This window comes from Viridibacillus soli, assembly GCF_016612995.1.
In the GTDB taxonomy this organism is placed as follows: Bacteria; Bacillota; Bacilli; order Bacillales_A; family Planococcaceae; genus Viridibacillus; species Viridibacillus soli.
The window spans coordinates 19,331-42,240 of record NZ_JAEOAH010000012.1; the positions used below are offsets into that span (position 1 = coordinate 19,331).

General features: G+C 38.5%; 19 protein-coding genes. 16 read left to right on the forward strand and 3 right to left on the reverse strand.

Annotation, left to right across the window (positions count from 1 at the left end; translation table 11 throughout):
• The first annotated feature begins 190 nt into the window (after nt 1-190).
• The 10 genes from ilvE (at nt 191) to JFL43_RS10330 (ending at nt 12,044) form a co-directional block, all read left to right on the forward strand.
• Nucleotides 191-1,090, forward strand: coding sequence for a branched-chain-amino-acid transaminase (gene ilvE / locus JFL43_RS10285; protein WP_200748991.1), 900 nt, complete (start codon nt 191-193; stop codon nt 1,088-1,090).
• 15 nt (nt 1,091-1,105) lie between these two features.
• Entirely contained in the window at nt 1,106-2,773 is a 1,668-nt protein-coding gene (ilvD, locus tag JFL43_RS10290) for a dihydroxy-acid dehydratase (RefSeq protein WP_100797132.1), read from the forward strand.
• A gap of 330 nt (nt 2,774-3,103) precedes the next feature.
• Complete coding sequence (ilvB, locus tag JFL43_RS10295; protein WP_200749035.1) at nt 3,104-4,858, forward strand: acetolactate synthase large subunit; 1,755 nt, start codon at nt 3,104-3,106, stop codon at nt 4,856-4,858.
• Complete coding sequence (ilvN, locus tag JFL43_RS10300) at nt 4,855-5,370, forward strand: acetolactate synthase small subunit (protein WP_100797133.1); 516 nt, start codon at nt 4,855-4,857, stop codon at nt 5,368-5,370. Before ilvB ends, ilvN begins: the two co-directional genes overlap by 4 nt.
• 40 nt (nt 5,371-5,410) lie before the next feature.
• Nucleotides 5,411-6,442: a ketol-acid reductoisomerase gene (gene ilvC / locus JFL43_RS10305; RefSeq protein WP_100797134.1), complete on the forward strand. Its 1,032-nt coding sequence runs from the start codon at nt 5,411-5,413 to the stop codon at nt 6,440-6,442.
• The gene (locus JFL43_RS10310; RefSeq protein ID WP_200748992.1) at nt 6,429-7,970 is read left to right on the forward strand and encodes a 2-isopropylmalate synthase; all 1,542 of its coding nucleotides are present in this window, start codon (nt 6,429-6,431) and stop codon (nt 7,968-7,970) included. The genes ilvC and JFL43_RS10310 overlap by 14 nt, the downstream gene beginning before the upstream one ends.
• Before the next feature lie 21 nt (nt 7,971-7,991).
• Nucleotides 7,992-9,092 (forward strand): 3-isopropylmalate dehydrogenase, encoded by a 1,101-nt coding sequence (gene leuB / locus JFL43_RS10315; protein WP_200748993.1) that lies wholly within the window; start codon nt 7,992-7,994, stop codon nt 9,090-9,092.
• A gap of 17 nt (nt 9,093-9,109) precedes the next feature.
• Complete coding sequence (leuC, locus tag JFL43_RS10320; RefSeq protein ID WP_200748994.1) at nt 9,110-10,519, forward strand: 3-isopropylmalate dehydratase large subunit; 1,410 nt, start codon at nt 9,110-9,112, stop codon at nt 10,517-10,519.
• A 14-nt stretch (nt 10,520-10,533) separates the two neighbouring features.
• Entirely contained in the window at nt 10,534-11,121 is a 588-nt protein-coding gene (gene leuD / locus JFL43_RS10325; RefSeq protein ID WP_100797138.1) for a 3-isopropylmalate dehydratase small subunit, read from the forward strand.
• Between the two features lie 521 nt (nt 11,122-11,642).
• Nucleotides 11,643-12,044 carry a thiol-disulfide oxidoreductase DCC family protein gene (locus JFL43_RS10330; protein WP_200748995.1) on the forward strand — a complete coding sequence of 134 codons (402 nt, stop codon included), beginning with the start codon at nt 11,643-11,645 and terminating at the stop codon, nt 12,042-12,044.
• Nucleotides 12,045-12,104: 60 nt separating this feature from the next.
• Here the strand turns inward: JFL43_RS10330 and JFL43_RS10335 are convergent, their stop codons facing one another.
• The 3 genes from JFL43_RS10335 to JFL43_RS10345 form a co-directional block, all read right to left on the reverse strand.
• Nucleotides 12,105-12,452, reverse strand: a complete 348-nt coding sequence (locus JFL43_RS10335) for a DMT family transporter (protein ID WP_200748996.1) — start codon at nt 12,450-12,452, stop codon at nt 12,105-12,107.
• Nucleotides 12,453-12,477: 25 nt separating this feature from the next.
• Nucleotides 12,478-12,750 (reverse strand): DMT family transporter, encoded by a 273-nt coding sequence (locus tag JFL43_RS10340; RefSeq protein WP_234447723.1) that lies wholly within the window; start codon nt 12,748-12,750, stop codon nt 12,478-12,480.
• Between the two features lie 69 nt (nt 12,751-12,819).
• On the reverse strand, nt 12,820-13,359 hold the full coding sequence (locus JFL43_RS10345) for a TetR/AcrR family transcriptional regulator (RefSeq protein ID WP_200748997.1): 540 nt from the start codon (nt 13,357-13,359) through the stop codon (nt 12,820-12,822).
• A 616-nt stretch (nt 13,360-13,975) separates the two neighbouring features.
• Between JFL43_RS10345 and JFL43_RS10350 the strand changes: the two genes are divergently transcribed.
• The 6 genes from JFL43_RS10350 to JFL43_RS10375 all read left to right on the forward strand — a co-directional run bounded on the left by JFL43_RS10350 (nt 13,976) and on the right by JFL43_RS10375 (nt 22,817).
• Nucleotides 13,976-14,698 (forward strand): FadR/GntR family transcriptional regulator, encoded by a 723-nt coding sequence (locus JFL43_RS10350; protein WP_267907784.1) that lies wholly within the window; start codon nt 13,976-13,978, stop codon nt 14,696-14,698.
• A gap of 133 nt (nt 14,699-14,831) precedes the next feature.
• On the forward strand, nt 14,832-15,548 hold the full coding sequence (locus JFL43_RS10355) for a (Fe-S)-binding protein (RefSeq protein ID WP_200748999.1): 717 nt from the start codon (nt 14,832-14,834) through the stop codon (nt 15,546-15,548).
• Between the two features lie 11 nt (nt 15,549-15,559).
• Nucleotides 15,560-16,990, forward strand: coding sequence for a LutB/LldF family L-lactate oxidation iron-sulfur protein (locus JFL43_RS10360; protein ID WP_200749000.1), 1,431 nt, complete (start codon nt 15,560-15,562; stop codon nt 16,988-16,990).
• Nucleotides 16,987-17,697, forward strand: coding sequence for a LutC/YkgG family protein (locus JFL43_RS10365; RefSeq protein ID WP_200749001.1), 711 nt, complete (start codon nt 16,987-16,989; stop codon nt 17,695-17,697). The genes JFL43_RS10360 and JFL43_RS10365 overlap by 4 nt, the downstream gene beginning before the upstream one ends.
• Before the next feature lie 260 nt (nt 17,698-17,957).
• Nucleotides 17,958-20,663 carry an aconitate hydratase AcnA gene (acnA, locus tag JFL43_RS10370; RefSeq protein ID WP_200749002.1) on the forward strand — a complete coding sequence of 902 codons (2,706 nt, stop codon included), beginning with the start codon at nt 17,958-17,960 and terminating at the stop codon, nt 20,661-20,663.
• Nucleotides 20,664-20,810: 147 nt separating this feature from the next.
• Nucleotides 20,811-22,817: a M14 family zinc carboxypeptidase gene (locus JFL43_RS10375; protein WP_200749003.1), complete on the forward strand. Its 2,007-nt coding sequence runs from the start codon at nt 20,811-20,813 to the stop codon at nt 22,815-22,817.
• Nucleotides 22,818-22,910: the final 93 nt, after the last annotated feature.

The window sequence follows — 22,910 nt, forward strand, 5'->3', positions numbered from 1 at the left end:
ATTCAGCTAAAACCAAACTAGAAGGGAATGAAAACGCATACAAGAGTAATTGACTATTCTAAATTGATAAACAATTCAAAAAATAAGGTTGACGTACTTCAAAATACGTACTATGATAGCAACAATTTAATAAAACGTTTGAAGTAAAATTCACAAACGTGACAATGTTATTAAGGAAAGAGTGATAAGTATGGAAGAACAGTTAATTTATCTCGATGGAGATTTTGTTAAGAAGGAAGATGCGAAAGTATCAGTTTATGACCATGGCTTTTTATATGGTGACGGAGTATTTGAAGGTATTCGAGCATATAACGGAAATGTTTTTCGTTTAGAAGAGCATTTGGTGCGACTCTACGAATCAGCAAAATCCATTTTACTTGAAATTCCATACACTATCGAAGAAATGACCGATGTAGTGAAACAAACTTTACGAGTAAACTCACTACAGAGTGCTTATATCCGCTTAATCGTTTCACGCGGTGTTGGGAACTTAGGGATTGATCCTAGAAGTTGTAAAGGCGCAAGCGTAATTGCCATAGCTGAACCTTTATCTTTATTCCCAGCAGAACTTTACGAAACAGGTATTGAAATTGTATCAGCTTCAAGCCGTCGTAACCGTTCAGATGTTTTAAGCCCAAAAACAAAATCATTGAACTATTTAAATAATATTTTAGTTAAAATCGAAGCAAACCTTGCAGGTGTTCCTGAAGCGTTAATGATGAATGCAGACGGTTATGTTGCAGAAGGCTCAAGCGATAATATCTTTATCGTAAAAGATAATAAGTTAATCACACCACCAGGTTATATCGGTGCTCTAGAAGGTATTACACGTAATGCTATCCTAGAAGTAGCGAAAGAAAGAGGTTATGAAGCGGTTGAAGGAGTTTTCACTCGACATGATGTCTATGTAGCTGACGAAGTATTTTTAACTGGTACGGCTGCTGAAGTAATCGGCGTAGTGAAAGTAGACGGTCGTGTTATTGGAGAGGGCATCCCAGGTAAAGTGACAAACGACATTTTAGAAGGTTTCCGTTCAATTGTTAATAATGATGGTGTTAAAGTTTACGAAGAAAATACGACAACAGCTTGATTAGGGGCGTTTTAAATGAGAAGTGACATGATAAAAAAGGGAGTCGATCGTGCTCCGCATAGAAGTTTGTTATATGCAACAGGCGTTAAAACAAAAGATTTAGATAAACCGTTTATCGGTGTTTGTAACTCATATATTGATATTATTCCAGGTCATGTTCATCTTCAACAATTTGCACAAGTCGTAAAGGAAGCGATTCGAGAAGCAGGCGGTATTCCATTCGAATTCAATACAATCGGTGTGGATGATGGCATTGCTATGGGGCATATCGGGATGCGTTATTCATTACCAAGCCGTGAACTGATTGCAGATTCTGCGGAAACTGTTATAAATGCTCACTGGTTTGACGGCGTATTCTACATTCCAAACTGCGACAAAATCACACCAGGTATGCTGATGGCAGCTGTTCGTACGAATGTTCCTTCCGTTTTCGTCTCAGGAGGACCAATGGAAGCGGGTGTTTCATCAACTGGTGAACAGCTCTCATTAACATCAGTATTTGAAGGCGTTGGCGCATATAAAAGCGGTCAAATGACAGCTGAACAATTGAAAGACATTGAAGATAATGCTTGCCCGACTTGTGGCTCATGTTCAGGAATGTTCACAGCTAACTCTATGAACTCTCTTATGGAAATGCTAGGCATGGCTCTACCAGGGAACGGCACAATCTTAGCAACATCGGATGCACGTCATCAATTAATTAAAGACGCAGCAAAACATTTAGTCCAAATGATAAAAGATGATGTGAAACCACGCGATATTATTACAAAAGAAACAATCGATGATGCCTTTGCATTAGATATGGCAATGGGTGGATCGACAAACACAGTTCTACATACATTGGCAATCGCTCATGAAGCAGAGATTGACTACAATATTGAAGATATTAATAAGGTAGCAGAACGTGTTCCTTATTTATCGAAAATTATGCCAGCATCTAATTATTCAATGCACGATGTTCATCTTGCAGGTGGCGTTAGTGCTATCGTCAATGAACTTTGTAAAATTGATGGTGCGATTCATAAAGACCGTATTACCATTAGCGGTAAAACAATTGCTGAAGATGTAGCAGGATATGAAATTACAAATACTGAAGTCATACGTACAAAAGATAATCCATACAGTCCAGTAGGCGGTTTATCCGTACTATTCGGTAATATTGCTCCAGAAGGCGCTGTTATTAAAGTAGGTGCTGTTGATCCTTCAATTAAAGACTTCACAGGCGAAGCAATCGTCTTTGATTCTCAAGAGGAAGCACAAGAAAACATTGATAATGGGACGGTTGGAGCAGGTCACGTCGTTGTCATTCGTTATGAAGGACCAAAAGGCGGACCAGGAATGCCTGAAATGCTCGCACCAACATCTGCTATTATGGGACGCGGTTTAGGCAAAGAAGTAGCGCTCATTACAGATGGGCGATTCTCAGGTGCCTCAAGAGGTATCTCAATAGGACATATTTCTCCTGAAGCTGCTGATGGTGGTCCAATTGCGTTAGTTGAAAACGGAGATATAATTTCTATTAATCTAAAAAATCGTACGATTGAATTACAAGTTTCTACTGAAATTCTAGCTGAAAGAAAGCAAAACTTAAAACCATTCGAACCGAAGATTAAAAAAGGTTATTTAGCAAGATATTCTAAACTCGTTACATCCGCTTCGACTGGTGGCGTGTTGAAAATTTAGTTTCACAATCAAATAATTAAATCGTTGATGAGGTTAAAGGTTATAGATTTTTGTATTCACAGAGAGCCGGTAGTGCTGGGAGCCGGCAATACAACTATATCCGACATCCCCTCGGAGTGGGTTGCTAAACACGCAAGTAATTAGGTAACCTCGGGTACAACCAATTGTGCTCGTTAGATAAAGAATAGACTCGTCTATTCAAGAGGTAGTCTTTTGACTATGAACAAGGGTGGTACCATGAAAAGCTTATTTTCATCCCTACGTAAAGGTTTTCTTTGCGTGCGGAGAAATGAGCTTTTTTTATATAAATTTTCAGGGGGGAGTTATATGATGAATGCACAAGTTCAACTAAAGAACAGAGCGTTAGCACCAAAAGGGTCTGAAGAAGGTACTAAACCTAAACAGAATGGTGCGGCATTATTTATTGAATCATTGAAGAAACAAAATGTTGAAATTATTTTCGGATATCCAGGTGGTGCTGTCTTACCTATATATGACGCACTTTACCAAAATCCAGTGAAACATATTCTCGCTAGACATGAACAAGGCGCTATTCACGCAGCTGAAGGATATGCTCGTGTATCAGGTAAACCAGGTGTAGTAATTGCGACTTCAGGACCGGGGGCTACAAACCTTGTCACGGGTATTACAGATGCTATGATGGATTCTTTACCACTTGTTGTCTTTACAGGACAGGTTGCAACGACTGTAGTTGGAACGGACGCTTTCCAAGAAGCTGATATCGTTGGAATTACACAACCAATTACTAAGCACAACTATCAAGTGAAGAACATCAATGATATCCCAAGAATCGTTAAGGAAGCATTTCATATTGCTTCAACTGGCCGTAAAGGACCGGTACTAGTAGATATTCCAAAAGATATCGCAAATACCATCTTTGAATCAGAAGTGGATGATGATGCACCCATCAATTTACCGGGTTATCAGCCAACATTACATCCGAACTTTTTACAAATTCAAAAAGCTATAAAGGCAATTGCTGAATCAAAACAACCTTTAATTTTAGCTGGTGCAGGTATTCTTGCAGCTGATGCATCCGCTGAATTAACTGAATTTGCTGAAAAGCAAAATATTCCGGTAACGAATACTCTGCTTGGACTTGGCAGTATTAATGGTGAACACGAGCTCTTCCTAGGAATGGCAGGTATGCACGGTACGTTTACGTCGAATATGGCGATTAGCAACTGTGATTTACTTATCAATATAGGAGCTCGCTTCGATGATCGTCTAACTGGCAATCTAAGCAAATTCGCTCAAAAAGCGAAAATTATTCATATCGATATCGATCCAGCTGAAATTGGCAAAAACGTACCGACGGATATCCCGATCGTTGCGGATGCGAAAGAAGCATTAAAAGCACTATTAAAACATTCAATTGAGGCACCTGATACGAAGCTTTGGCATGAGTATTTGTCTGAATGTCTTGCAGAATATCCTTTATGGTACGACGCAAAAGAGCCAGATACAGTTTATCCACAACAAGCTGTTGAGCTAATCCACCGTATTACAAATGGTGAAGCAATCATTACAACAGATGTAGGGCAACATCAAATGTGGACAGCGCAATACTATAAGTTCAAAAATGAACACAATTGGGTAACATCTGGCGGGCTTGGTACGATGGGCTTTGGTTTCCCAGCAGCAATTGGAGCTCAATTTGCAAAACCTGAACAAAGAGTTATTTCTATTGTAGGGGATGCAGGCTTCCAAATGACTTCTCAAGAACTTGCTTTATTAAAGGAATTCAACCTACCAGTGAAAATTGTTATTTTAAATAACAGCTGTCTAGGAATGGTTCGCCAATGGCAAGAGACGTTCTATGAAGAGCGCTATTCATCTTCTTTAATGCCAGTACAGCCAGATTTCGTGAAGCTAGCTGAAGCATACGGTGTTAAAGGCTACCGCATTAATACAATCCATGAAGCTGAAGAAATACTGACAGAAGCATTATTATCAGATGAACCAGTACTAATCGATTGTCGTGTGAAGCAACTTGAAGTAGTAAACCCAATGGTAGCACCAGGTAAAGGGTTGGATGAAATGATTGGGGTGAAAAAAGGATGAAAAGAGTTATAACTGTAACTGTGATCAACCAAAGTGGCGTATTAAATCGCGTCACAGGGTTACTTATGAAAAGGCAATTTAACATCGAAAGTATCACGGTTGGTCATACAGAACAACCGGATATATCTAAAATGACTTTCATCGTACATGTTGAAGATGAAAACAAAATTGAACAATTGGTCAAACAGCTCTCAAAACAAATTGATGTGATTAAAGTAAATGACATCACAGATAAATCAATTGTTATACGTGAGCTAGCACTAATTAAAATTGTTGCTCCACCGAATTTGCGCATGGAGATTAATTCAATCGTCGAACCGTTCCGGGGCTCTATTATTGATATGGGTAAAAATGTTGTAACTTATCAAATCGTAGGGAACCCAGAAAAGATTGACGCGTTTATTGAACTTATTCAACCATATGGTATTAAAGAGCTAACACGTACAGGCGTAACAGCATTCGTACGTGATGCACAAGTAAAGCCAACAGCGCAACTTTCGATTTTACAATAGAAATTAAAAAAACTACTAAACCAATCAGGGGGAATTTAAAATGGCAAAAATGTACTATAACAACGATATTAACGAGGCAGTACTACAAGGGAAGAAAATCGCAGTAATCGGTTACGGTTCACAAGGTCATGCACATGCTCAAAACTTAAAAGAATCAGGATTCGACGTTGTAGTTGGTATCCGCCCAGGCAAATCTTTCGACAAAGCTGAGCAAGACGGTCTTACAGTTAAAACAGTAAAAGAAGCAGCTGCAGAAGCAGATGTAATCATGATCTTACTTCCAGACGAACGCCAAAAAGCTGTTTACGAAGAAGAAATCGCTCCAGGACTACAAGCTGGTAACGCACTAGTATTCGCACATGGTTTTAACGTACACTTCGGTCAAATCGTGCCACCAGCTGACGTTGACGTTTTCTTAGTAGCACCAAAAGGACCAGGGCACTTAGTACGCCGCACATATGAAGCTGGCGCAGGTGTACCAGCATTATTCGGTATTTTCCAAGATGCAACTGGTAACGCAAAAGACGTGGCCCTTGCTTACGCTAAAGGAATCGGTGCAGCACGCGCTGGCGTAATCGAAACAACGTTCAAAGAAGAAACTGAAACAGATCTATTCGGCGAACAAGCGGTTCTTTGCGGCGGTACAACAGCACTTGTAAAAGCTGGTTTTGAAACATTAGTTGAAGCGGGTTACCAACCAGAAGTAGCTTACTTCGAATGTATGCACGAACTAAAATTAATCGTTGATCTTATGTATGAAGGCGGCCTTGCTAACATGCGCTACTCAATCTCTGATACAGCTGAATGGGGAGATTTCGTTTCTGGTCCACGCGTAATCGATGCTTCAGTAAAAGATCGTATGAAAGATGTTTTAACTGATATCCAAGAAGGTAAATTTGCTAAAGAATGGATCGAAGAAAACGAAACAAACCGTCCAAAATACAACGCTATCAAAAAAGCGGAAGCTGAGCACCAAATCGAGGTAGTAGGTGATAAACTTCGTGAAATGATGCCTTTCGTAAATAACGGTAAAAAGATTGCGAAGGAAGTGGTGAAGAGTGCGCAAAATTAAAATTTTCGATACAACACTACGTGATGGAGAGCAATCTGCCGGTATTAACCTTAATACCGCAGAGAAGCTTGAAATTGCAAAACAACTAGAACGCTTTGGGGCATCTATTATTGAAGCAGGTTTTCCTGCTTCATCCCCTGGCGATTTCGAAGCTGTACAGCGTATTGCGGGTACCGTTAAAAACTCAATCGTCACAGGTCTTGCTAGAGCTATTAAAAAAGATATTGATGTTACTTGGGAAGCACTTAAAGGTGCTGAGCAACCACATATCCATGTGTTCCTAGCTACTAGTCCAATCCACATGCAATACAAGTTAAACAAAACACCAGATCAAGTTGTGGAAGCAGCCGTAGAAGCTGTCAAATATGCGAGTAGAACATTTCCACTCGTGCAATGGTCTGCTGAAGATGGTTTCCGTTCGGACCGTGAATTCCTTGTCCGTATTATTAATGAAGTGATTAAAGCTGGTGCAACGACAATCAATATTCCGGATACAGTAGGTTATGCAAGCCCTGCTGAATATGGTGCACTATTTAAATATTTAAGAGAAAACGTCACGGGTAGTGACAAAGTGAACTTCTCCGCTCACTGTCATGATGATTTAGGCATGGCTGTTGCAAATTCAATCGCGGCAATTGAAAATGGCGCCAACCAAGTTGAAGGTACGATTAATGGGATCGGTGAACGCGCTGGTAATGCAGCATTAGAAGAAATTGCTGTTGCTATGCACATCCGTAAAGACATTTACGGTATCGAAACGGGCATTAATTTACAAGAAATTAAACGTACGAGTCAACTCGTTAGTAAACTTACAGGTGTCGTTATCCAACCAAACAAAGCAATCGTTGGCAGAAATGCCTTCGCTCATGAATCAGGTATTCACCAAGATGGTATGTTGAAAAATCCTGAAACATATGAAATTATTACACCTGCTTTAATTGGCGAAAGCGCGGTTCCTCTCGTATTAGGTAAACACTCCGGAAGACACGCATTCAAAGACCGTGCAGAAACGATGGGCTTTGACTTAAGCGATGAAAAAATTAACCGTGCATTTGCGGAATTTAAAAAATTAGCAGATCGTAAAAAGGAAATTACGGAAGAAGATTTGTTAACTTTATTAACAGATCAACAAATTAAGCATGAAGAGATTCCTGTGTACCAACTAAAAAGTGTGCAAGTACAATATGGTACAGCGAATATTCCAACAGCTACCGTGCAAGCAATTCAACCGGATGGTGAACAAGTGACAGTAGCATCTACTGGATCGGGTTCTGTTGAAGCGATCTTTAACACATTAGAAATGCTTGTTAATGCTAGTGTCGAAATTCTAGATTACCGTGTCACATCTGTTGGGAAGGGCCGAGACGCATTAGGTGAAGCCGTTATCAACTTAACGTACAATGACCAAAAAGTAACAGGTCGTGATGCTGCACAAGATGTTCTGGAAGCTTCAGCAAAAGCCTATTTAAATGCTATTAATAGACAAATTATTCAAGCGAGTTTAAGAGCTAAAGAATTAGTTCACTAATTATATAGAGGAGGAGTTTAAATGGATAAGAAAATTACAGTACTACCGGGTGATGGAATTGGCCCAGAAGTTGTTGCTTCCGCCGTTTCCGTTTTACAAGCAGTCGGTAAAAGATATCATCATACATTCCACATCGCTTATGGTGCAATAGGTGGCACAGCAATCGATCAGCATAACGATCCGCTACCACAGGAAACGATTGCCCTTTGCGAACAAAGTGACGCGATCCTACTTGGAGCAGTTGGGGGTCCTAAATGGGATCAAAACCCTGCGGAATTGCGCCCGGAAAAAGGATTACTACGCATTCGTAAGCATTTTGATTTATTTTCAAACTTACGCCCAGTGCAAGCAATCCCTTCACTTTTAAAAGCTTCTCCTCTAAAAGAAGATATTGTGAAAGATGTTGATTTACTAATCGTTCGTGAATTGACTGGTGGTTTATATTTTGGAGAACCGCGTCAACGTACAGATGAAGCTGCTTTAGATACATTAGTTTATACACGCGCTGAAATTGAACGTATCGTGGATAGTGCATTCCAACTAGCTCGTGTACGTAGAGGGAAATTAACATCTGTAGATAAAGCGAATGTCCTTGAATCTTCAAGACTGTGGCGCCAAATTGTAGATGAAAAGAAAGCTGGCTATCCAGATGTTGAAGTAGAGCACAGCTTAGTTGATTCTACTGCTATGAAATTAATTACGAATCCAGCAGCATATGACGTTGTTGTAACGGAAAATATGTTCGGCGATATTTTAAGTGATGAAGCTTCAGTTATTACAGGCTCACTTGGCGTATTACCTTCTGCAAGTATTCGTTCTGATAACTTCGGTCTATATGAGCCGGTCCACGGTTCAGCTCCTGAAATTGCAGGAAAAGGCATTGCGAACCCAGCAGCGACGATTTTATCTGTTGCCATGATGTTGAAATATTCATTTGGCTTAATTGAAGAGGCTGCTGAAATCGAACGTGCTGTAACAGCAGTATTCGAAGATGGTTATTACACTGCGGATCTTGCAACACCAGGAAGTCGCGTATTAACAACATTTGAATGGGCTGAAAAAGTCATCAATGAGCTAGACACTAGCTTCGTTTCAGATAGCATTATGACATCATATATTTAAGGAATAGGTGATTGTTTATGGCAAAGAATATTATCGAAAAAGTTTGGGATCAACATGTCGTTTATCAAGAGGACGGGAAACCAGATTTGCTTTATATCGACCTACATTTAATTCACGAAGTAACGTCTCCACAAGCGTTTGAAGGACTTCGTTTAAACAATCGTAAAGTACGTCGTCCAGATCTTTGCTTTGCAACGATGGATCACAATGTACCGACGAAGAATCTACCGATCATCAATGATCCAATCGCTAAAAAACAAATTACTACATTAGCTGAAAACTGTGCAGAATTTGGCGTTCAATTAGCCGATATGGGACACCCTGATCAAGGGATTGTACATGTCATTGGACCACAGCTTGGTTTAACACAACCAGGTAAAACAATCGTTTGTGGTGACTCACATACATCAACCCACGGTGCATTTGGTGCCATTGCTTTTGGTATCGGTACGAGTGAAGTAGAGCATGTATTGTCAACACAAACACTATGGCAAAACAAACCAAAAACAATGGAGATCCGTGTAAACGGTGAACTTGGCTTTGGTGTAACGGCAAAAGATATCATTTTAGCAATTATTGCGAAGTTTGGTATTGATGTAGGTACTGGTCATATTGTTGAATTCACAGGTAAAGCGATTCATAAATTATCAATGGAAGAACGTATGACAATTTGTAATATGTCGATTGAAGCTGGTGCAAAAGCAGGATTGATTAGTCCAGATCAGATCACTGTTGATTACATTCAAGGTCGTCGTTACGCACCACAAGACGAAGAGTTTAAAGAAGCCACTGCGTATTGGTTATCTTTAGCGTCGGATGAAGGTGCTACATATGATCGCATACTTGAAATTGATTCGACAGAAATCGAGCCATTTGTAACTTGGGGTACTAATCCTTCGATGGGTTCGGGGATTTCAAAACACGTTCCATCAGCAGCTGATTTTGAAAAAGAATCAGATAAACAGGCATTGCAAAAAGCATTGCAATATATGGATTTACAAGAAGGTACACCATTAACTGATATTGCGATTCAGCACGTTTTCATCGGTTCATGTACGAATTCTCGGCTACATGACTTGCGCTCTGCAGCGTCAGTTATTGAAGGTAAAAAAGTAAATGAAAATGTGCGAGCAATCGTCGTACCTGGATCCTTCACAGTTAAGCAGCAAGCGGAAGAAGAGGGTCTAGATAAAATCTTCCTAGAAGCGGGCTTTGAATGGCGCGAATCAGGTTGTAGTATGTGTCTTGCGATGAATGAAGACGTTGTACCAGCGGGCGAAAGATGTGCTTCTACATCTAACCGTAATTTTGAAGGTCGTCAAGGCGCTGGCTCCCGCACGCATCTTGTGAGCCCACAAATGGCTGCAGCTGCTGCAATTGCTGGACATTTCGTCGATGTTCGTGAAATTTTAAATGTACCTGTATGATGGAGGCGTAGAAGATGGAACCTATTAATATAGTAAATAGTGTATTAACACCGCTTAATCGAAAAAATGTCGATACCGACCAAATTATTTCTAAGGAATTTTTAAAACGTATTGAACGCACGGGTTTTGGACAATATGTTTTTTATCATTGGCGCTTCGATCAAAATGATCAGCCAATTCAAGATTTCGTTTTAAATCAACCGCAATATGAAGGTTCTAAAATTTTAGTAGCGCATGAAAACTTTGGTTGCGGTTCTTCACGTGAGCATGCACCATGGGCGATTTTAGATTACGGTTTCAATGTCGTTATTGCACCTAGCTTCGCAGATATTTTCCATAACAATTGCTTCAAAAATGGTATTTTAACAATTGCATTATCTGTAGCGGAAGTTGAAGAATTACTTGCAGCAGGCGAAGCTTCACCACTTGAAACAGAAGTGAATTTAGAAGCACAAACTGTAACAGCAAATGGTAAAGTATACAATTTTGAAATTGACCCTTACTATAAACAAATGCTGTTAAACGGTTGGGATGAGATTTCATTAACTTTCCAATATGATGAGCAAATTACGAAATATGAAGCAACTCGAAAAGCGTATTAAAAGCGTTAGTAAAACTACCTATTGTCTATGTTGATAATAGGTAGTTTTTGTGATTTATGACGACTTAATACTGCTTACTTTTAATCAAAACTATTTTTATTATAAATCGCTGGTGTTCCACATGATACTAATATTGACTCTTTACTAGATGATAAATCCATCTAGAAAACTAAATGAGACAGGAAATAATACTCTAGATAGTAATTTGACAGCTTTTCTAATGGAATAAGTGAACTAATATAAGAGTTATCTTGACCATATTGCCTGGGAAATCAGATATAATGGAATTGAATTTTCAGAAAATAATTTAAGAGTACCAAGTGAATTGGTTGGGTAAGATTAATTTGCTTTTTATATACGGATGAGAAAATGTAGTTAGATTTGTAAGTATTTACTTTTGATAGTCTTTAGATCTTAACAGAATTATTGTTGAGTTATCTCAAATTCTAAACGGTTCTTTGTTAATATAACTGTAGATAATGTACAATTAATAGTAATACATAGAGAAAGAGGAGAGTGTAATGACCAGTCATCAAAATACAATCCTGTTTTATGATGGTAGTTGCGGATTCTGTCAGTGGGCAGTGCAGTTCGTCTTAAAACATGAAAGGAATCACGAAATTCTTTTTGCTCCATTGCAAGGTGAAACTGCAAAAACCACATTGTCTCCAAATCTTACTAAGAACCTCGATTCGGTTGTAGTGAAAGCTCCTTCTGGAATAATGACCGAATCAGAGGCTGTATTTTATCTTCTGCCATATTTAAAAGTACCTTTTTCTTTATTTGTTGTTTTTAAACTAATTCCATTGTTTGTGCGTAATCCAGTGTATCGTCTGATAGCTCGCAATCGACATAAATTAATGAAAGCACCAGCTAGTTGCCACCTACCAAGTGTAGACGAACGGAGAAGATTATTACCGTAACCCGATTTATTTTCATTTTTGGTATACCTTTTAAAAGAGTAAAGAAAACCCATCAAGCCTTTAACTTGATGGGTTTGTTACTTTTTCAGAACTATTGGAAGAATTTAATAAAATCACTCCTCCAATTATTAAAATTAAGCCAAGTAATGTCATAATGCTAAATGGGTCTTGCCATAACAATATCCCAATTACCGCTGTTATAGCTGTACCTACTCCTGCCCAAATTGCGTAAGCTAAACTTAAAGGAATTGTCTTAAGGCATATTGATAAGCAATAAAACGCTAATCCAAATCCAATAATCACGGCAATAGAAGGGAGTACAACAGTAAACCCTTCTGATAATTTCAGCATAGTTGTGCCAAATATTTCGCTAATTACGGATATCCCTAAAGCTATATAACCTTTCATACTATAACCCCCGATTATCTAAAGATTAATGATCGCCACCACTTGAGAGTTTCAATACAACAACTCCCCCAATGATTAGTACTAATCCCAATGCTTTTTTTAAATTAAAATTTTCTTTATAAACGATTACACCGACTAATGCAGTCAAGGCTGTACCAACCCCAGACCAAATTGCATAAGCCGTGCCTAATGGTATTGTTTTAAGAGATAAAGATAAGCAATAAAAAGCTATACCCATTCCAATAACTACCCCAACGGAAGGGAACAACTTTTTAAATCCGTTGGAAACTTTTAACATAGAACTACCAATTACTTCACTAATAATGGCTACTGCCAAAATTACATATGGATTCAAGATGAATTCCTCCTACTTTGTCATATTTATCAACTTTTGAATTACATTTTCACGTAATTTTTCATCTAACGGAGCTATATTAAACAGTTCTGAATAGTAAAGTCCATCTATTGCTAAGCGAATAATAGTTGCTGTTACAGGGTCTATACTATCTTGTTCCACTTGGTTTTGCATATACTGATAGCTTTGAGACATACTTTTTGATAAATCTGGATTTAACATAGAAGCAGCAATTATTCCTACATTTAACTCAGCATTGTGATTCAAGTCCTCTTTTGTCGTTTCAATTAAAGCACGGCTCCATTTACCTTTTTCAATCGGGTCAATCATAGCATGTTCATTAAATAGAGAAGTGAAATCTGCGAAGATATATTGTGTTAATCCCATTAATAATGCTTCTTTATTTGGAAAGTGATACAATAAACCACCTTTACTAATTCCAGCTTGCTTTGCCACTGCATCTAAAGTTAGCGAGTTTATATCATTTTCCAAAATAAAATCTTTTGCAGATTTTAGAATATGTTTGCGCTTGATTGTTGCTTTTGATTCCATGTGTGAAGCCCCCTTTAACAAAACCGTCCAGACGGTCTTTTTTGTGTTTTTATTGTACCGTCTAGACGGTTTTGTTGTCAATATATAATGCTATGATTAATCGAAAAAGGGAGTTATAGCAGATGAACATTTGATTGCCACTATCTTTTTTCTAATTAACTATGTGTTTTAGAAACTATGCAACTAAAAATAGTTTATTTACAAACCTCGCTAGTCTATAAATAAAAACACATTACTGCTCCTTAATTTTTCCTAAATCAAAGTATCCTTCTACCACCTGTCAAATAAGGAAAAATTTCACTTTACATTGTAAAAACCAATCCAGGACGAACTAAATTTTTAGATTATCAGATGTGTTGATCAGGGGAGTATTAGGTTGTTATTTACGGTTAAAATGGTTTTTTATGTTCAATACTAACGTTTGTTACTACCTTTTTTAGTCAATTGTAGCCCAGGGTTCTAGACTCCTGCTTGCCCACGGAAAGCGAGCATCCTGTAGCGGAAATCAACCTAACACTTTAATGGTAAAATTGGTAAATCAACACGACTGTTATTTAACATAAGTTTTTAAAATAGTATTCACTTTGGTTATAATAGAATGGAGGTGGCAAAACAATTGAATTATAAAAAAATAACTCGTAAAAAGATATATGAAGAAGTAGCAGATATTATATTTGAAATGATTAAAAGTGGCGAGCTCAAGCCAGGTGACCAATTAGATTCTGTGCAGGAATTAGCAAATAATTTTCAAGTTGGACGTTCAGCAATCCGCGAAGCATTAACATCATTACGTGCAATGGGTTTAATTGAAATGCGACAAGGCGAGGGTACTTTCGTTAAAACATTCACAGCAAATAACTTAATTTATCCAATTCAAAATGCTATGCTTATGACGAAAAAAAACATTGTAGAGTTATTAGAAGTAAGACTAATTTTAGAAGTCGGCATCGTTGCAAGTGCAGCACAAAAACGCACAACGGAAGACCTGGACGAAATGCGATTACATATAGAAGAGATGACAAACCACACTAAAAATTCAGAGCTTGGGGAGCGAGCAGATTTAGCTTTCCATTTAGCAATTGCAAAAGCAGCCGATAATGTACTACTGAGCGCGTTAATGCAACAGGTTTCTGACTTAATGTCAGAGGCGATGCGTGAAACACGTCGTATTTGTTTGTTTGATAAAAAGCAAACCCTTGCACAACTAAACGAACAACATCTTCAAATTTATCATCAAATTGAAACGCAAGATGCAATTGCTGCTGCGCAAGCAATGAAGTCGCATTTGCAATTTGTAGAAGAAATATTGACGCAACATATGAAAGAGGAGATTGAGTGATAACTCAGTCTTTTGAAACTAATTAACTGAAAAGTCCGCATTTTTAGCGGAATACATGGAAAGTGTCTGATTTTTCATGTATTATAAAGAAAAAACAAGTCATCAGATGACCATATCTTTAGGGGGGAAGTACATGAAAGTAACATTATTTGTAACATGTCTTGTCGATATGTTTGAAACAAATGTAGGAAAGGCGACAGTGGAGTTGTTGGAGAGACTTGGCTGTGAAATTGATTTCCCGACGGCACAAGTATGCTGTGGGCAACCGTCTTACAATTCTGGTTATGTTGAGCATACAAAATCGGCGATTAAAAAAATGATTGAAACGTTTGAACATGCGGAAGTTGTTGTCACACCATCAGGATCCTGTGCCACAATGTTTCATGAATATCCGCAAATCTTGAATGACGAACCTGGTTGGTCTGCACGAGCAAGGCTTTTAGCAGAAAAAACATATGAGCTAACGGATTTTATCGTAAATGTGTTAAAGGTTGAAAATGTAGGAGCGAAGTTGAATGGTGAAGCAGCTTATCATCCATCTTGCCATATGACACGCCTACTTGGTATAAAAGATGCACCGTTTACACTATTATCAAATGTTGAAGGGTTAGAAATGAGACCACTTCCTTATGCGTATAATTGTTGCGGCTTCGGGGGCACATTCTCCGTGAAGATGGGCAATATTTCGGAACAAATGGTTGATGAGAAAGTTGATGCAGCAGTATCGACAAAAGCATCCATTTTAGTAGCATCCGATGGTGGTTGCATTATGAATATTGCTGGCCGAATGCAACGACGACACATACCGGTGAAAGTGATGCATATTGCAGAAGTATTGAATGCACATTAAGGGGTGAGCATATGTCTATAAAAATTTCGGATGGTCAGTTTAAAGATAAAGTAAAAGAAAATTTGCAGGATGACTTTATGCGCGGAGCGGTTTCTAGCGCCCAAGATCGTCTGCGTTTCCGGCGATTGGAAACCGCTGAGGAACTTGGTAATTGGGAGGAATGGCGCTCACACGGAGAAGAAATTCGAAAGCATGTACTTGAAAATCTCGATTACTATTTACAGGAGCTTTCTGAAAACGTACAAAAACTAGGTGGTCACGTCCACTTTGCTCAAACAGCAGAAGATGCCAATCGTTATATTGAAGACGTCGTGAAGAAGAAGGAAGCAAAAAAAATCGTCAAATCGAAATCAATGGTGACAGAAGAAATTGGTTTAAATGCAGTATTAGAGAAAGCCGGTTGTGAAGTTATTGAAACAGACTTAGGCGAATATATTCTGCAACTGGATGAACACGATCCACCATCGCATATAGTGGCACCTGCACTACATAAAAATAAAGAACAAATACGTAAAGTGTTCGCAGAGAAAATAAACTATACAAAATCAAATGATCCAACTGAATTGGCACGGCATGCACGTGAGACGTTACGAAGCGAGTTTTTAACAGCAGATATTGGCATTACAGGTTGTAACTTTGCGATTGCCGAATCCGGTTCGATTAGCTTAGTGACGAACGAAGGGAATGCGCGATTAGCGACAACCGTGCCGAAAACGCAAATTACGGTGATGGGAATGGAGCGCATTGTGCCTACTTTTGAAGAATTCGAAGTGCTTGTGAGCTTGCTGACAAGAAGTGCTGTTGGGCAAAAACTAACAAGTTATGTGACGGTATTATCTGGTCCTCGTCGCGAAGGCGATGCGGATGGTCCAGAAGAATTTCATTTAGTAATTGTCGATAATGGGCGTTCGAAGATTTTAGGGACTGAATTCCAATCGGTCTTGCAATGTATTCGTTGTGCAGCTTGTATTAATGTCTGCCCAGTGTATCGTCATATTGGTGGCCATTCATATAATTCGATTTATCCTGGTCCTATTGGTGCTGTGTTAACACCATTACTTGGCGGTTATGATGATTTTAAGGAATTACCTTATGCGTCGACATTATGCGGAGCATGTACAGAAGCATGTCCTGTGAAGATTCCATTGCATGAACTATTGCATAAGCATCGTCAAGTAATTGTTGAAAAAGAGGGCAAGGCACCAATTTCTGAAGGCTTAATGATGAAGGCATTTGGCATTGGAGCGGCTTCAAATCCACTATACACAACAGGTACAAAGCTTGCAACAAAAGTCATGAAGCCATTTATGAAGGATAAGGAGTTTATTTCAAAAGGGCCCGGGCCATTAAAGGAATGGACGGCGATTCGTGAATTCCCAACACTAAAAAATGAACGTTTCCGTGACTGGTATAAAAATCGCGAAGGAGGAGACAAGAAATGATCCAACAACGTGAAACGTTTTTAAATAATATTGCAGCAGCGCTTGGCCGTGAGGTGAATAAGACAAAAAAGCCAGAGCGTAACTGGAAGCATAATCCACAAGCAGTTACATTAACTGATTTATCGCAAGATGAGCTTGTGCAGTTGTTCAAAGCACAATGCGTTAATATTCATACGGATTATGTTGAAACAACTGCAGCAGAATTAAAGGCTGAACTATCAAATCGCGTCGACATGTACGGAGGAGGCCCGATTTCTGTATGGGAAGATGAACGCTTCGACACATATGGTCTTGGTGTGTTACTTCGTGAAGAATGGCCACAAGCAGGTGTTGAAGTGAATGAATGGGATATTCAAAAAGGCGCTGATAATATAAAATTTGCCGAAAAAGCGAATGTTGGAATTACATTTAGTGATATCACATTAGCTGAGTCTGCAACGGTCGTGCTATTTTCTAATGGTGGTCAAGGACGTTCTGTCAGTCTACTCCCACAAACATATATTGCAATTATTCCGAAAAGCACACTTGTACCTAGAATGACACAAGCGGCGCAAGCTATTTCTAAGAAAGTGCAAAGAGAGGAAGCAGTACCACCTTGTATTAATTTTATCTCAGGGCCAAGTAACTCAGCTGACATAGAGATGAATCTTGTTGTTGGTGTGCACGGCCCTGTGAAAGCAACATATATAATAGTAGAAGATCGCTAAGAAAAAACATGTCTACAATTTTTTTGTAGGCATGTTTTTTTATTTTTTCTTTGAGTATAATATAAAGGCTGTTTAGTGACAGAAAAACTACATTTTCGAGAATGCTTATGGAGTTTAGTAAAGGTCATAAATAATTCTTATCACGTAGCATAATTTTAATGTAATTTACTTATGTATCTTTTTAGTTTATTATAATAGGTGGAGAAAAGAAGCTATATATAAAGCCTTTTCATAAGTTAATTTAGAGGGGGAACCAACCAATGGCAATCAAAAACTTGCACAACAGCCGCTCTTCATTTGAAGTTAATGGTAAGCAATACAATTATTACCGTTTAGCTGCAATCGAAGAAGCTGGTATCGCAACAGTATCACGCCTTCCTTATTCAATCAAAGTTTTATTAGAATCTGTTTTACGTCAATACGACGGCTATGTAATCAAAGAAGATCATGTTGATCAACTAGCAAAATGGGGCGCAGATGTAGACCCTAATGCTGAAGTACCATTCAAACCTTCACGCGTAGTATTACAAGATTTCACTGGTGTACCAGTAGTAGTTGACTTAGCATCACTACGTTCTGCAATGAAAGAAATGGGTGGAGATCCTGAAGTGATCAACCCTGCAATTCCTGTTGACCTTGTAATTGACCACTCTGTACAAGTAGATAAATACGGTACTGCTACAGCTTTACAAGCGAATATGGACCTTGAATTCGAACGTAACGCTGAACGTTACAACTTCTTAAAATGGGCTCAAACTTCATACAATAACTTCCGTGCAGTACCACCAGCAACTGGTATCGTTCACCAAGTTAACCTTGAGTATTTAGCTCCAGTTGTACACGTTAACGAAAATGCTGATGGCACATTCGAAACGTTCCCAGATTCAGTAGTAGGTACTGACTCTCATACTACAATGATCAATGGTATCGGCGTACTTGGATGGGGCGTAGGTGGTATCGAAGCAGAAGCAGGTATGTTAGGTCAACCTTCATACTTCCCAGTTCCTGAAGTAATCGGTGTTAAATTAACAGGCGATCTTCCGAACGGAACAACTGCAACTGACTTAGCTCTTAAAGTAACACAAGTACTACGTGCTAAAGGTGTAGTAAATAAATTCGTTGAGTTCTTCGGACCAGGAATTCCTCAATTACCATTAGCTGACCGTGCAACAATTTCAAACATGGCTCCTGAATACGGTGCTACTTGTGGTTACTTCGCAATTGACGAAGAATCATTAAACTACATGCGTCTAACTGGTCGCGATGAAGAACATATCCAAGTTGTTGAAACTTACTTAAAAGCTAACAACCTGTTCTTTGATGCAGATTTAGAACCAGTTTACACTGACGTTGTAGAAATCAACCTTGCTGATATCGAACCTAACTTATCAGGTCCTAAACGTCCGCAAGATTTAATTCCTCTTTCAAACATGAAAAAACGTTACCACGAAGTAGTAGTAGCTCCTTCTGGTGTACAAGGTTTTGGTTTAAAAGAAGACGAATTCACTAAAACTTCAACTGCTAAATTCGCTGAAGGCGATGTAGAAATCCCTGCAGGTGCTGTAGCAATCGCTGCTATCACTTCTTGTACAAATACATCTAACCCTTACGTATTAATCGCAGCTGGTTTAGTAGCTAAAAAAGCTGTTGAAAAAGGTTTAACTGTTCCAAAATGGGTTAAAACTTCATTAGCACCAGGTTCTAAAGTTGTTACTGGATACTTAAACGATTCAGGTTTACAAACTTACCTTGACGAAATCGGTTTTAACACTGTAGGTTACGGCTGTACTACATGTATCGGTAACTCAGGTCCATTACTTCCTGAAATCGAAGAAGCGATTACTTCAAATGATTTATTCGTAACTTCAGTACTTTCTGGTAACCGTAACTTTGAAGGTCGTGTACACCCACTTGTAAAAGCTAACTACTTAGCATCACCACCATTAGTTGTTGCTTATGCATTAGCTGGTACAGTAGATGTAGATCTTCAAAATGATTCATTCGGTAAAGACAAAGATGGCAACGATGTATTCTTCGCTGATATCTGGCCTACAACTGAAGAAATCAACAAAGTTCTTGGTAAAGTTGTTACACGTGATCTATTCCAAAAAGAATATGCACGCGTATTTGACGAAAACGAAAAATGGAATGAAATTGAAACATCAACTGATTCTTTATACACATTTGATGAAACATCAACTTACATTCAAAACCCACCATTCTTCCAAAACCTTGCTGCAAAACCGGAAGATATTAAAGGTCTAGAGGGTCTTCGTGTTATCGCTAGATTCGGCGATTCAATTACAACTGACCATATCTCTCCTGCAGGTGCAATCGGTAAAGATACACCAGCTGGACAATATTTACGTGAAAACGGTGTAGAACCACGTAACTTCAACTCTTATGGTTCTCGTCGTGGTAACCATGAAGTAATGATGCGCGGTACATTCGCTAACATCCGTATCCGTAACCAAGTTGCTCCTGGTACAGAAGGTGGTTACACAACTTACTGGCCAACAAACGAAGTTATGTATATGTATGATGCATGTATGAAATATCAAGAACAAGGTACTGGTTTAGTAGTTCTTACTGGTAAAGACTACGGAATGGGTTCTTCACGTGACTGGGCTGCGAAAGGTACTAACCTTCTAGGCATTAAAACAGTTATCGCTGAATCTTACGAACGTATTCACCGTTCAAACCTAGTTATGATGGGTGTTCTTCCACTTCAATTTGTAAATGGACAAAATGCAGATTCTCTTGGCCTAACAGGTAGAGAAGAAATCTCAGTTAACATCGCTGAAGGCGTTAAACCTCAAGATATCTTAACTGTAACTGCTAAAGCTGAAGATGGTTCTGTAAAAGAATTCCAAGCTCTTGCTCGTTTCGACTCAGAAGTAGAAGTAGACTACTACCGTAACGGCGGTATCCTACAAATGGTACTTCGTAACAAATTAGCAAAATAAGATAGGTTGGGCTCTTTATGAGCCTTCCTTTCTCTAAATACATGTGTAGCATATCTTAATGACATGCTACACATGTATTTTTCTGTTTTCAACTGTAAGATTCATCATGTTAAGTCATTTTGAGAAATAAGTAGTAGAGGTGTACTAATGAAATCAATTAAAATGCAGCTAACTAAGTCATTCGCTGCAATTACTGTTCTAACTTTAGTCCTTACTGTACCATTTTCATATGTGAATACAGCATATGCCAAAGAATCAGAAGCACCATTAGAGGAAGTCCAATCGGAAGCTAAATTAGAAGCCGAAGCGACAGTGCCTAAGCAAGAAATCACAACAATTAAAGAAACACCTGAAACGCCTGTAGCATCAGAGGGAGAACCACCACCTGTTGAAACGCCACAGGAAGAACAACTTGTTGAAACACCAGAGGCTAAGTATACATATGTAACAGTGAAAGAAAATAGTGAATTATTCGGACCAAATAATACAACAAATGCGTTATTAAGACTAAACAATCCATCGATGATCTACCATGTTAATAGTACAGAAAATGAAAATTGGTATGAATTATCAATTGGTAATAAAGCATATTGGATTGCTCGCGAGAATCTACTCGCAGCTGGGCAAGAAAATGTCGCTCCTAGCATCCAACGTGCTATAACTATTACAACAAAGAAGTCCTTTAAAATTTACAGCAAAGCAAGCACAAATTCGACTGTTTTAGTTTCGGGTTCGCAAGCAACTACTTTAAAAACGCATAATATTGTAGATAACTATTTTGTAATTAATGTAGGTGATCAAATCGGTTATATTTCATTTAAAGATGTCGATTTGTCATTTAAAACAACAGATAAAGTCGAAATAGCGAACGAATCAGTGACTTTATATACCGTTTCTAAAGGAAAATATAAAAAAGTCGGTACATTAAAAAAAGGTGCCATTATCAAACCGACAAAAAGATCGAGCAAATATCATTTTATAAATAAGAGCGGAAAGCAATACGCTATTCCAATCGCTGGTACAATGCCGACGAAAACTGCAACTTCATTAGCAACATTAAAATCAGCAACTTATCCAGTCACTCTTTATGTCGAAAAAACATCAGCTGTATATGATAAAAATGGTGTTAAAATCGGCTCTCTAAATAAAGGACAAATCGTGCAATTAAAAGGTATTTCAAAAAGTCACGGCATAATCGAATATTTGGGCCAATCAGGTTATGTAGATTTAGCTAATTACTATCACAAAAACATCGTTAATCCGACAAAAAACGTCACACATAAAGCTTACTCATACTATGTTCAAGTTTTCGCTAAACTTTATCCTGAATTCACTTCTCTGGAAAAAATCGGTGAATCAGTTGAAGGGCGTGCAATTTATGCCTTAAAAGTTGGGAATGGAAAGAAAGAGATTTTAGTTGATGCAGCCATTCACGCACGTGAACATATGACGACAAATGTAGTCATGGAAATGATTGATAACTACTCATACAGCTACAATAAAAACACAAGTTTTGCTGGTTATAACGTCCGTAAAACCCTTGATACAACAAGCATTTGGTTTGTTCCAATGATCAACCCAGATGGCGTAACGTTAGTGCAAAACGGCATTAATAGCATGGCAAATAAAAATCTGATTAAGAAAATTAATAAAAGTTCCAACTATAAACGTTGGAAAGCAAATGCTCACGGTGTGGACTTAAACCGAAACTTTGATGGTGAATGGAAATACGTAGCGTTCACTCCAAAAACATATAAAGGCTACAAAGGTCCGCGTGTATTCTCTGAACCGGAAGCACAGGCATTAAGAGACTTCGTCAAACGCCATAAATTTAAATCGGATATCTCTTATCACTCATCCGGTCAAATTTTATATTGGTTCAACTTCCAAAAAGGTGCCAATTACAGACGTGATTTAGCATTAACACGTCAAATTAGCCGTGTAACAGGCTATCCAGTCATTCCACCTGTCTTTTCAAAAGGTAGTGGATCATCTGCTGATTGGTTCATTATGTCAGAGAAAAAACCAGGAATTACTGTTGAAATCGCGCCATATGCGGGTGAAGGCCCAGTATCTCAAAGGTATTGGAATAGTGTCTGGAAGAAAAATAAATCAATCGGTTTATTAGCTGCAAAAGAGGCTAGTAAGCGATAAGTAAAAGACGAAGCGTAATGGCTTCGTCTTTTTTTAAGCCCTCAGGACAAATATAAAGTGCAAATTCAATAGAATGATGTCGAAATACGCTGT

Coding starts and splice junctions, on each gene's coding strand:
- ilvE (WP_200748991.1), top strand. CDS start 191: ATGGAAGAACAGTTAATTTATCTCGATGGAGATTTTGTTAAGAAGGAA.
- JFL43_RS10335 (WP_200748996.1), bottom strand. CDS start 12,452: ATGAAAGGTTATATAGCTTTAGGGATATCCGTAATTAGCGAAATATTT.
- leuB (WP_200748993.1), top strand. CDS start 7,992: ATGGATAAGAAAATTACAGTACTACCGGGTGATGGAATTGGCCCAGAA.
- JFL43_RS10375 (WP_200749003.1), top strand. CDS start 20,811: ATGAAATCAATTAAAATGCAGCTAACTAAGTCATTCGCTGCAATTACT.
- acnA (WP_200749002.1), top strand. CDS start 17,958: ATGGCAATCAAAAACTTGCACAACAGCCGCTCTTCATTTGAAGTTAAT.
- ilvD (WP_100797132.1), top strand. CDS start 1,106: ATGAGAAGTGACATGATAAAAAAGGGAGTCGATCGTGCTCCGCATAGA.
- JFL43_RS10355 (WP_200748999.1), top strand. CDS start 14,832: ATGAAAGTAACATTATTTGTAACATGTCTTGTCGATATGTTTGAAACA.
- ilvC (WP_100797134.1), top strand. CDS start 5,411: ATGGCAAAAATGTACTATAACAACGATATTAACGAGGCAGTACTACAA.
- JFL43_RS10360 (WP_200749000.1), top strand. CDS start 15,560: ATGTCTATAAAAATTTCGGATGGTCAGTTTAAAGATAAAGTAAAAGAA.
- leuC (WP_200748994.1), top strand. CDS start 9,110: ATGGCAAAGAATATTATCGAAAAAGTTTGGGATCAACATGTCGTTTAT.
- JFL43_RS10365 (WP_200749001.1), top strand. CDS start 16,987: ATGATCCAACAACGTGAAACGTTTTTAAATAATATTGCAGCAGCGCTT.
- JFL43_RS10345 (WP_200748997.1), bottom strand. CDS start 13,359: ATGGAATCAAAAGCAACAATCAAGCGCAAACATATTCTAAAATCTGCA.
- JFL43_RS10340 (WP_234447723.1), bottom strand. CDS start 12,750: ATGTTAAAAGTTTCCAACGGATTTAAAAAGTTGTTCCCTTCCGTTGGG.
- leuD (WP_100797138.1), top strand. CDS start 10,534: ATGGAACCTATTAATATAGTAAATAGTGTATTAACACCGCTTAATCGA.
- ilvN (WP_100797133.1), top strand. CDS start 4,855: ATGAAAAGAGTTATAACTGTAACTGTGATCAACCAAAGTGGCGTATTA.
- JFL43_RS10330 (WP_200748995.1), top strand. CDS start 11,643: ATGACCAGTCATCAAAATACAATCCTGTTTTATGATGGTAGTTGCGGA.
- ilvB (WP_200749035.1), top strand. CDS start 3,104: ATGAATGCACAAGTTCAACTAAAGAACAGAGCGTTAGCACCAAAAGGG.